This window comes from Actinotalea sp. JY-7885, assembly GCF_014525465.1.
Lineage (GTDB): Bacteria > Actinomycetota > Actinomycetes > Actinomycetales > Cellulomonadaceae > Actinotalea.
In genome coordinates this window covers 1-10,722 of sequence record NZ_JACEXH010000118.1, presented here as the reverse complement: position 1 = coordinate 10,722, position 10,722 = coordinate 1, and the positions used below count along the sequence as shown (strand labels likewise).

At 74.6% G+C, this 10,722-nt stretch carries 9 protein-coding genes; 6 read left to right on the top strand and 3 right to left on the bottom strand.

The genetic code is table 11. The features are described 5' to 3' along the window. From IDM29_RS11390 to pcrA, 4 genes are all read left to right on the top strand, one after another. On the top strand, positions 1 to 1,220 hold a 1,220-nt coding region (locus IDM29_RS11390; RefSeq protein ID WP_255500186.1), incomplete at its 5' end, for an ATP-binding protein. Further along, complete coding sequence (locus IDM29_RS11385; protein WP_182111962.1) at positions 1,217 to 1,894, top strand: response regulator transcription factor; 678 nt, start codon at positions 1,217 to 1,219, stop codon at positions 1,892 to 1,894. The genes IDM29_RS11390 and IDM29_RS11385, both read left to right, overlap by 4 nt. Before the next feature lie 91 nt (positions 1,895 to 1,985). After that, positions 1,986 to 3,557: a methyl-accepting chemotaxis protein gene (locus IDM29_RS11380; RefSeq protein WP_182111961.1), complete on the top strand. Its 1,572-nt coding sequence runs from the start codon at positions 1,986 to 1,988 to the stop codon at positions 3,555 to 3,557. Between the two features lie 55 nt (positions 3,558 to 3,612). Beyond that, the gene (pcrA, locus tag IDM29_RS11375) at positions 3,613 to 6,132 is read left to right on the top strand and encodes a DNA helicase PcrA (RefSeq protein WP_182111960.1); all 2,520 of its coding nucleotides are present in this window, start codon (positions 3,613 to 3,615) and stop codon (positions 6,130 to 6,132) included. A gap of 395 nt (positions 6,133 to 6,527) precedes the next feature. Here pcrA and IDM29_RS17700 read toward each other — a convergent pair whose 3' ends face one another. The 3 genes from IDM29_RS17700 to IDM29_RS11360 all read right to left on the bottom strand — a co-directional run bounded on the left by IDM29_RS17700 (position 6,528) and on the right by IDM29_RS11360 (position 8,255). Next, on the bottom strand, positions 6,528 to 7,154 hold the full coding sequence (locus tag IDM29_RS17700) for an OmpA family protein (RefSeq protein ID WP_182111959.1): 627 nt from the start codon (positions 7,152 to 7,154) through the stop codon (positions 6,528 to 6,530). Continuing rightward, a complete protein-coding gene (locus tag IDM29_RS11365) occupies positions 7,151 to 7,789 on the bottom strand; it encodes a hypothetical protein (protein ID WP_182111958.1) in 639 nt (212 codons plus the stop codon). The genes IDM29_RS17700 and IDM29_RS11365 overlap by 4 nt, the downstream gene beginning before the upstream one ends. Before the next feature lie 70 nt (positions 7,790 to 7,859). Then, on the bottom strand, positions 7,860 to 8,255 hold the full coding sequence (locus IDM29_RS11360; protein WP_182111957.1) for a hypothetical protein: 396 nt from the start codon (positions 8,253 to 8,255) through the stop codon (positions 7,860 to 7,862). A 171-nt stretch (positions 8,256 to 8,426) separates the two neighbouring features. On the opposite strand from IDM29_RS11360, the gene sucC reads away from it, so the two are divergent. Together sucC and sucD are read left to right on the top strand one after the other, a co-directional pair. Next, positions 8,427 to 9,599 carry an ADP-forming succinate--CoA ligase subunit beta gene (gene sucC / locus IDM29_RS11355; RefSeq protein WP_182111956.1) on the top strand — a complete coding sequence of 391 codons (1,173 nt, stop codon included), beginning with the start codon at positions 8,427 to 8,429 and terminating at the stop codon, positions 9,597 to 9,599. A gap of 42 nt (positions 9,600 to 9,641) precedes the next feature. Continuing rightward, positions 9,642 to 10,532, top strand: coding sequence for a succinate--CoA ligase subunit alpha (gene sucD, locus IDM29_RS11350; protein WP_182111955.1), 891 nt, complete (start codon positions 9,642 to 9,644; stop codon positions 10,530 to 10,532). Positions 10,533 to 10,722 lie beyond the last annotated feature (190 nt).

The following is a 10,722-nucleotide window of genomic DNA, read 5'->3' as shown; positions in this document are numbered from 1 at the left end:
GGCTCCCGCTGCGCCGCCCGCCGCGCGGGCGCGTCGTGGGCGGCGTGTGCGCCGGCCTGGCGGCCCACCTGGAGGTGCCGGTCGCGGCGGTGCGCGCCGTCATGGTGCTGCTGGTCCCGTTCGCGGGGGCGGGTGCCCTGCTCTACGTGTGGTTCTGGGTGACCGTCCCGGGCGGGGACCCCGCCATCGCGGCCGCCGAGGAGCGCCCCGCGGTGATGTCGCGGCTCGCGCCACGGCTGAGCGCGCCGGGCCGGCGCGTCCCGCTCACGGACATCGGCGTCGGCGTGCTGCTGCTCGGCGCGGCCGGCCTCCTCATCGCGATGCGGTCCGGCGCGGCCGTGGACCAGACGTGGGTGCTCCCGACGCTGATCCTGCTGGGCGGCACCGCCCTCGCCTGGAGCCAGCTCGACGCGCTGCAGCGCGACCGTGCCCTGTCCCGCACGGGCGGGCGGGGGCGCGTGAGCGTGGTCCGGCTCCTCGGCGGCACGGTGCTCGCGGGCGCCGGCGTCTTCCTGCTCGTCGGGCAGGACGAGCCGATGGACGCGCTCGTGCGCTCGGCCGTCGCGGCGCTCGCGGTGCTCACCGGCGCCGCCGTCGTGCTGGCCCCCTGGGGCCTGCGCCTCGTGCGCGAGCTGGGCGACGAGCGCGCCGCCCGCGCGCGCGAGTCCGAGCGCGCCGACATCGCGGCCCACCTCCACGACTCCGTCCTGCAGACGCTCGCGCTGATCCGGGCTCGCGCCGACCAGCCCGACGACGTCGCCCGTCTGGCCCGTGCGCAGGAGCGCGAGCTGCGCGCGTGGCTCTACGACGACCGCCGCGTGCCGGGCACCTCGCTGGCCGCGGACCTCAAGCAGCTCGTCGGCGAGATCGAGGACGGCCGGGGCGCGACCATCGAGACCGTCGTCGTCGGCGACGTGGTGCCCGACGACGCCACGGACGCCCTGCTGCAGGCGACGCGCGAGGCGCTCGTCAACGCCGTCGTGCACGGCCGTCCACCGGTGTCGCTGTACCTCGAGGTGGGCGGAGGCACGGTCGAGGTGTTCGTGCGCGACCACGGGGACGGCTTCGAGCTGGCGGAGGTGCCGGCCGACCGCTTCGGCGTGCGGGAGTCGATCATCGGGCGGGTGCACCGCAGGGGCGGCACCGCCACCGTGCAGAGCCGGCCGGGACGGGGCACCGAGGTGCACCTGTGCCTGCCGACGGAGGAGGAGAAGCCATGACCAGCGCCGCAACCACGGGCGCGACCCCGCTCGACGTCGTCCTGGTCGACGACCACCTGATGTTCCGGGCGGGGGTCAAGGCGTCCCTCGACGGGTCGATCCGCGTGGTCGGTGAGGCGGACGACGTCGACGGCGCGGTGGCCACGGTCCGTGCGCTGCGCCCGCCCGTCGTCGTCCTCGACGTGCACCTGCCGGGAGGCATGGGCGGCGGCGGGGCCGAGGTCATCACGGCGTGCGCGGACCTGCTGCCCACGACGCGGTTCCTCGCCCTGTCGGTCTCCGACGCGGCGGAGGACGTCGTGGCCGTGATCCGCGCCGGCGCGCGCGGCTACGTCACCAAGGCGATCTCGGGGCCGGACCTGTGCGACGCCGTGCGGCGCGTCGCGGGGGGCGACGCCGTCTTCTCGCCGCGGCTCGCGGGGTTCGTCCTGGACGCCTTCGGCGCGGCGGCGGGCGACGTCGCCACCGGGGACGACGAGCTCGACCGGCTCAGTGCCCGCGAGCGGGAGGTGATGCGCCTCATCGCGCGGGGCTACAGCTACCGCGAGGTCGCCTCGGAGCTGTTCATCTCGATCAAGACCGTCGAGAGCCACGTCTCCGCGGTGCTGCGCAAGCTCCAGCTCTCGTCCCGGCACGAGCTCACGCGGTGGGCCGCCGCGCGTCGCCTGCTCTGAGACGGCCGGTGGTCACGCACCGGGTGTGACGTAGGCCTCATCCGCGGGCTCGCGGCGCCGATGGGACCGCACCCGAGCGTTGGAGTCCGCCGTGAAGCGTCTGTCCTCCCTGTCCGTGACCGCGCGGCTCGCCGTCATGGTCCTCGTGCTGGCCCTGGGCCTGGGCGTGCTGGTCGCGGTGGCCTCGGCCCAGGTGGAACGTCGGATCATGGCGGAGCGGCAGGCCGCGACGCGCACGGTCGTGGAGACCGCCCTCGGGGTCCTCGCGCACCACGGCGCCCTCGCGGAGGCGGGTGACCTGTCCACGGAGGAGGCGCAGGACGCCGCCGTGCGCGCGGTCAGCACGCTGCGGTACTCCGGCGAGGAGTACTTCTGGATCAACGACATGCACCCGACCATGGTCATGCACCCGATGAAGCCCGAGCTCGACGGCACGGACCTCACCGAGAACGCGGACCCGGACGGCAAGCACCTGTTCGTCGAGATGGTCGAGGTCGTCCAGGCCGAGGGCTCGGGCTTCGTCCACTACCAGTGGCCCAAGCCGGGCGCCGAGGACCCGCAGCCGAAGGTGTCCTACGTCGTCGGGTACGAGCCCTGGGGCTGGGTCATCGGCTCGGGCGTGTACGTCGACGACGTCCGGGCGGTGGCGCTCCAGGAGGCGGGGCGGCTCCTGCTCAGCGGCGCGCTCGTCGTGCTCGTCGCCGGCGGCATCGCGCTGGTCATCGGGCGCTCCGTCGTGCGCCCGATCCGGCAGGCGACCGAGCTGCTGAGCAGCGGGGACGTCACCACCCGGCTGCCGGTGGGCCGCGGTCGCACCGAGCTCGAGCAGCTCGCGACCGCGCTCAACGGCGCGCTGGACCGCTCCGCCGCCGTGGCCGACGGGGTGGGCGAGGCCGTCGGCCGCCTGGACGAGGCGGCCGCCCAGCTCGTCGCGACGAGCGACGGCCTGGCGGTGGAGGCCGAGCGCACGACGCGGCGCACCGCCTCGGTGAGCCGCACCGCGCAGGAGGTCAGCACGGGGATCGACGCCGTCGCCGCCGGGACCCACCAGATGGGCGCGTCGATCGGGGAGATCGCGCGCAACGCGCACGCGGTCGCCAGGATCGCGGAGGAGGCGGTCCAGGCGGCGGACGCGACGAAGGGCACGGTCGAGGCGCTCGGCGCGTCGTCCACGCAGATCGGCTCCGTCGTGAAGGTCATCACGGCGATCGCGGAGCAGACGAACCTCCTCGCGCTCAACGCGACGATCGAGGCGGCGCGCGCCGGCGACGCCGGCAAGGGTTTCGCCGTGGTCGCGGGTGAGGTCAAGGAGCTCGCGCGCGAGACGGCGCGGGCCACCGGCGACATCTCCTCGCAGGTCGACTCGATCCAGGGTGCTGTCACCCGTGCCGCGGACGAGATCACGCGGATCGGCGTGATCATCGCGCGGATCAGCGAGTTCCAGACGACCATCGCCGGCGCCGTCGAGGAGCAGACGGCGACCACGGCGGCCATGGCGGCCGGCGTCGCGCAGGCGGCCGACGGCGGCCGCGGCATCGCCGACGAGCTCGACGCGGTCGACGCGTCGTCCCGGCGCACGTCGAGCGAGCTCGACGCGATCCGCGACGCCGCGCGCGACCTCGCCGCGACCTCACGCCGCCTGCGCGAGCACGTCACCGTCTGACGACCCGCCGGACGGTGCCCGGGCTGTGGGTGGTCGCGCCTACGCTGGAGGGGCGATGAACACCCTCTTCTCCGACCTGCCGCTGCCCGGCCTGCACCGCTCCGAGACCGCGCTGCCGCGCGTCGTCCCCCCGCGCGAGGACGACGCCGCGCCGTCGGCGTCCGACGACGGCGCCCGCCCCTCGGGCGACGGTGGCCGACCCCACGACCGCGGGGTGGACCAGGAGCGTGCGGACGCGCTGCTCGTGGGGATGAACCCCGAGCAGCGGGAGGCGGTGCTGCACACCGGGACGCCCCTGCTGATCGTGGCCGGCGCCGGCTCGGGCAAGACGCGCGTGCTCACGCACCGCATCGCGCACCAGCTCGCGACCCGGCGCGCGCGGCCCTCGGAGATCCTCGCGATCACGTTCACCAACAAGGCCGCGGCCGAGATGCGCGAGCGCGTCGAGCAGCTGGTGGGCCCCGCGGCGCGCTCGATGTGGGTCTCGACCTTCCACTCCGCGTGCGTGCGGATCCTGCGCAAGGAGCACGCGGCGCTGGGGCTGCGCTCGTCCTTCTCGATCTACGACTCGGCGGACTCGCAGCGGCTCATCACGATGGTCGCGCGCGAGCTCGACCTGGACCCCAAGAAGCACCCGGCCAAGGCGCTCGCGGGCAAGATCTCCAACCTCAAGGACGAGCTGGTCGACCCGGCGACGTACGCCGCGTCGTCCGGCGCGGCGTCGGGCGAGGCCAACCAGTTCGACGAGGCGCTCGCGGCGGTCTACTCGCGCTACCAGGAGCGGCTGCGCCAGGCGCACGCGCTCGACTTCGACGACCTCATCATGCGCACCGTGCAGCTGCTGCAGGGCCACCCGGAGATCGCGGAGCACTACCGGCGGCGGTTCCGGCAGATCCTCGTCGACGAGTACCAGGACACGAACCACGCGCAGTACGTGCTGGTCCGCGAGCTCAGCCGGCCGTCGGCCGGCCTCGGGCCGGGCGAGCTGACGGTCGTGGGCGACGCCGACCAGTCCATCTACGCCTTCCGCGGCGCGACGATCCGCAACATCCTCGAGTTCGAGGCGGACTACCCGGACGCGCGCACGATCCTGCTCGAGCAGAACTACCGCTCCACCCAGACGATCCTCTCGGCCGCGAACGCGGTGATCTCGCGCAATCCTGGCCGCAAGCCCAAGCGGCTGTGGACGGACTCGGGCGCGGGGCCTCAGATCGTGGGCTACGTCGCGGACAACGAGCACGAGGAGGCGCGGTTCGTCGCCGAGGAGATCGACCGGCTCGGCGACTCCGACGGCGTGCGCCCGGGCGACGTGGCGGTCTTCTACCGGACCAACGCGCAGTCGCGCGCCCTCGAGGAGGTGCTGATCCGCGTCGGCCTGCCCTACAAGGTCGTCGGCGGCACCCGGTTCTACGAGCGCCGCGAGATCAAGGACGCCGTCGCCTACCTGCGGGCGCTGGCCAACCCGGACGACGACGTCAACGTGCGTCGCGTCCTCAACGTCCCCAAGCGCGGCCTGGGCGACCGCTCCGAGGCCATGCTCGCGGCCTTCGCCGAGCGGGAGCGCATCTCGTTCGGGGCGGCGCTGGAGCGTGCCGACGAGGCGCCGGGCCTGGGCACCCGCGCGGTCACCGGCCTGCGGGCGTTCGCCGAGATGATGGCCGACCTGCGCGCGCTGGCCGCGACCGCCGGGCCGGCGGAGGTGCTGGGCGCGGTGCTCGACCGCACGGGCTACCTCGCGGAGCTGCGGGCGAGCGAGGACCCGCAGGACCAGTCGCGGGTCGAGAACCTCGCCGAGCTGCACGCCGTCGCGACCGAGTTCGAGCAGGCCGAGCCGGAGGGCGACCTCGCCGACTTCCTCGAGCGCGTCTCGCTCGTCGCGGACTCGGACCAGATCCCGGCCGACGACGGCGACGGCGACGGCGGGCCCGGGCAGGGCGTGGTCACGCTCATGACCCTGCACACCGCGAAGGGCCTGGAGTTCCCCGTCGTGTTCGTCACCGGCTGGGAGGACGGCACCTTCCCGCACATGCGCTCGCTGGCGGACCCGGACCAGCTCGAGGAGGAGCGCCGGCTCGCGTACGTCGGGCTCACCCGGGCCCGGCAGCGGCTCTACGTCTCGCGCGCCGCCGTCCGCACCGCCTGGGGCGTGCCCAACGAGTTCCCCGCGAGCCGGTTCCTCGACGACGTCCCGGAGGACCTGGTCGACTGGCGCCGCAAGGAGTCGAGCATGGCGGCCCTGCGGGCGGGGGGCAGCGGCTGGGGGAGCGGCGCGTCGGCGTGGGGCGGGCGCGGTCGCCGGTCCGACGACGACGGCGGCGCCGTCATCGGCAGCGGCAGGGTCTCGACCCGGCGGGTCCCGCCCTCGCCGCCGTCGTCCCCGAGCTTCGGCAAGGGCGCGCCGCGGGGCGAGGCGCCGAGCCTCGTGGTGGGGGACAAGGTCACGCACGACTCCTACGGCCTCGGGACGGTCGTCACCGTCGAGGGGTCGGGGCCGAACGCGGTCGCCAAGATCGACTTCGGTGGCAGCGGCGTCAAGCGCCTGCTCCTGCGCTACTCCCCGGTGACCAAGCTCTGACGCAGCCCGGCGCCGCCGATCCCGACCGAGCACGTCCGTCTCGGCTCACTACGTCCGTTCCGACTGAGCACGTCCTCTGCGGCGGACGTGCTCGGTGGGAACGGACGTGCTCGGGGCGGGGTGAGGGCGGCAGGCGCCCCAGGTGCCCGTCGAGGTCACCCCGCCGACGTTGACTCCGCAGACGCAGGCCGCCGTCGGCCGCCGGCCGCGCCTCCGCCCAGCGGCGGCCCTGCGGGCGTCCGTCTCGGCTGACTACGTCCGTTCCGACCGAGCACGTCCTCTGCGGCGGACGTGCTCGGTGGGAACGGACGTGCTCGGGGCGGGGTGAGGGCGGCAGGCGCCCCGGGTGCCCACGCCGACGTCGACTCCGCCGACGCGGCGTGGGCGGCCTGGGGTCAGCCCTGGTCCGCCAGGACGACGTCGATCTCGACGCGGCGGTTGAGCGCCCGCGCCTGCGCCACCTGCTCCGGCGTGCCGGTCTCCTCCGCGACGGGCTCGCGCTCGCCCCGGCCCTCGACGGCGAGCTCCACGCCGGGAAGGATGCCGGCGAGCACCTGCTGCACGGACGCGGCCCGGTCGCGCGAGAGCCCCTCGTTGTACGCGTCGGAGGCGACCGAGTCGGTGTGGCCCACGATCGTGACGGACACCACCTGCGCGTCGGCGAGCGCCGCCGCCACCTGGGCGAGGTCCTCCTGCGCGCGCGGGGTCAGCACCGCGGAGTCGACGTCGAAGTAGACGTCCGACGCGAGGGTCCACCGCTCCGTCTCGAGCGCCTGGTCGCGGCCCAGCGCGCCGTCCACGCTCGCGGTGCGGGTGATGAGCGGGCTCACGCTGCCCTGCAGGGGGGCCACGCCTTCCGTGAGCGGCGAGACGGGCCCGACGTCGACCGTGGCCGTGCCGGGCGGCAGGGCCACCAGGCCCGGGCCGCCCTCCGGGGGCGACGGCGTGGCGCCGGAGACGAGGACGACGGCCAGGCCGACGCCGACCAGCGGAGCGCGCCGGACGCGGAGCGGACCGCTCACCGCGTGAGCTCGACGTCGTCGAACGAGCCGACGCCGGGGATCTGCACGGTGACGTGCGTGACGTCCTCCGGCGGCGCCGTGAAGGCCGTGGTGAGGACCATCTGCTCACCGCCGCCGACGAACTTGCTCGACAGGCCGCTGCTGCAGGCGCAGGTCCCCGTGTCGTCGTAGGCGGCGCGGTGCAGGAGGCCGTTCGCCGTGTCCACGACCGTGACGCCGTCGGTCGTGAAGCCGAGGTCCGGGTCGGCCGACCCGGTCTCCGTGTCGCCGTCGGCGAGGGGTGCGTGGGCCGAGCCGTCGTCGAAGAAGTGCGAGAGCTGCCACTTCCCGTCGGAGAGGTTGCGGACGGTGAACAGCACCGTCATGACGTCGCCGCTCACCGTCACCGCGTTGAGATCGACCTCGGCCGAGACGTCCCCGTCGGACGTGGCGCGAGTGGCGATCACGGACAGCGGCTCGATGGCGACGGGCTCCTCCTCGCCGGCCGCGGACTCGAGCTCCTCGACCGTCTCCTGCGGCGAGGCCGTCTCCTCGGTCTCCGGTGCCTTCTCCGCGTCGTCACCACCGCCCGCCGTGCACCCCGCGAGGGCGAGGGCGGTCAGGACGGTCAGGGCGTGGGCGGGTCGCAGACGCATGCAGGCTCCAAGGGTCGGGGGTGCGCGCGAGCGTAGCCGACCCTGTGACGTGCGCCACCCGAGGACCGGCTCACGCGTCGCGGGCGATCTCCACGGCCTCGGGCAGGCTGAGGTGGGGCAGCTGCCGGCGCACGTCCCGCACGGCGGCCACCTCCCCGTCGCGCTCGCGGACCGCGCGGACCTGCGCCACGTCGAGCCGGGCGAGCGCGCCCTCGAACGACCCGTACTCGGCCAGCGCCCGGCGCCGACGCCGGGCCCGGTCGACGGCGCCCCAGGCGTAGCTGCCGCCCCCGACGACCAGGAGGAGTGCCGCGCAGCCCACGGCGACGCGGGCGTCGCCGCGCGTGACGAAGAGGGCGAGGAAGAAGACGACGACGGCCGAGCCGCCGATGCCCGCGACCGCGAGGGCGACGTCGCGGCCGGTGGCGGGTCGGCCGCCCAGCGGCGGCCTGGTGCTCTGTGACATGCGTCCCCTCGTCGCTCGTGCCCGTGGCACCGAGGGTAGCGACGATCTCTCGATGTGAAGAGACCTCTCCGGCGCGACTACGATCGGCCGGGCGGCCACGCGTGGGCGCGGCCGGGCCGCCGGACGCGCACCCTGAGGGCCCGCGCACACGACGACGGAAGGTGGAGCAGGGTGGACCTGTTCGAGTACCAGGCACGCGATGTCTTCGAGAAGCACGGCGTCCCCGTGCTGGGCGGCGTCGTCGCCCGGACCCCCGAGGAGGCCCGCGCCGCCGCGGAGCAGCTCGGCGGCGGAACCGTGGTCGTCAAGGCGCAGGTCAAGACCGGCGGGCGCGGCAAGGCGGGGGGCGTCAAGCTCGCGCACTCGCCCGACGAGGCGGCGCAGCGCGCCGAGGAGATCCTCGGCCTCGACATCAAGGGCCACGTCGTGCGCACGCTCATGGTCGCGCAGGGCGCGCAGATCGCGGAGGAGTACTACTTCTCCGTGCTGCTGGACCGGGCCGAGCGCCGCTACCTCGCCATGGCCAGCGTCGAGGGCGGCATGGAGATCGAGCAGCTCGCCGTCGAGCGCCCCGAGGCGCTGGCGCGCGTCGCGGTCGACCCGATCGTCGGCATCGACGAGGCCAAGGCGGCCGAGATCGTCGCCGCTGCCGGCTTCGCGGCCGACGTCGCGCCGCAGGTCGCCGAGGTCATCCAGAAGCTGTGGACCGTGTACGCGGAGGAGGACGCGACGCTCGTCGAGGTCAACCCGCTGGTCCGCACGAAGGACGGCGCGATCGTCGCGCTCGACGGCAAGGTGACGCTCGACGGCAACGCCGCGTTCCGCCACCCGGAGCACGCCGAGCTCGAGGACGCGGCCGCCGCTGACCCGCTCGAGGCGCGCGCCAAGGAGTCGGACCTCAACTACGTCAAGCTCGACGGCGAGGTCGGGATCATCGGCAACGGTGCCGGGCTCGTCATGAGCACCCTGGACGTCGTCGCCTACGCCGGCGAGGGCCACGGCGGCGTCAAGCCCGCCAACTTCCTGGACATCGGCGGCGGCGCGTCGGCCGAGGTCATGGCCGCCGGCCTCGACATCATCCTGTCGGACCCGCAGGTCAAGTCGGTGTTCGTCAACGTGTTCGGCGGCATCACGGCGTGCGACGCCGTGGCCAACGGCATCGTGTCCGCGCTCGAGATCCTCGGCGACGCGGCCACCAAGCCGCTCGTCGTGCGCCTCGACGGCAACAACGTCGTCGAGGGCCGGCGCATCCTCGCCGAGGCCGCGCACCCCCTGGTCACGCTCGCCGAGACGATGGACGGCGGCGCCGACAAGGCGGCCGAGCTCGCCCACGCCGCCGCCTGAGCGCCCCCCGAAGCCGAACCAGCGAAGAGACGAGAGAGATTCATGGCGATCTTCCTGACTGAGACCTCCAAGGTCATCGTCCAGGGCATGACGGGCTCCGAGGGCCAGAAGCACACGACGCGCATGCTGGCGTCGGGCACCGCCGTCGTCGGCGGCGTGAACCCGCGCAAGGCGGGCACGAGCGTCGACTTCACGGTCGGGGAGGGCACGACCTCGGTGCCGGTCTTCGGCAGCGTGCGCGAGGCCGTCGAGGCCACCGGCGCGGACGTGTCGGTCATCTTCGTGCCACCCGCCCACACCAAGGCCGCGGTCCTCGAGGCCGTCGACGCGGGCGTGCCGCTCGTCGTCATCATCACCGAGGGCGTGCCGGTCGCGGACACGGCCGAGTTCTTCACGGCCGCGCAGGCCAAGGGCGTCCGCCTCATCGGCCCGAACTGCCCGGGCCTCATCAGCCCCGGGAAGTCGAACGTCGGGATCATCCCGGCGGACATCACGGGACCGGGCAAGATCGGCCTCGTGTCGAAGTCCGGCACGCTGACCTACCAGATGATGTACGAGCTGCGGGACTTCGGGTTCTCGACGGCGATCGGCATCGGCGGCGACCCCATCATCGGCACCACGCACATCGACGCCCTCGCGGCGTTCGAGGCGGACCCCGAGACCGAGGCCATCGTCATGATCGGCGAGATCGGCGGCGACGCCGAGGAGCGCGCGGCCGCGTTCATCAAGGAGCACGTGACCAAGCCGGTCGTCGGCTACGTCGCGGGCTTCACCGCGCCGGAGGGCAAGACCATGGGCCACGCCGGCGCCATCGTGTCCGGCTCGTCCGGCACCGCGCAGGCGAAGCAGGAGGCCCTCGAGGCCGCCGGTGTGCGTGTGGGCCGCACGCCCAGCGCGACGGCCGAGCTGATGCGCCAGATCCTGTCCGCCTGACCACGCGGACCCCGCCCGACACGCCCGCCCCCGTCCCCGGGGGCGGGCGTGCGTCAGCGACCATGGAGCAGTGAGCCGTCCTCCCGCCCCGCGCCCGCGCACCGCAGGTGCGCGCCCGGGGGCACCGGCCGCGCGTGGCTCGCACGTCCCGCAGGGCGGAGCCTCGCCGGCTGCGTCGGCGGCGACCACG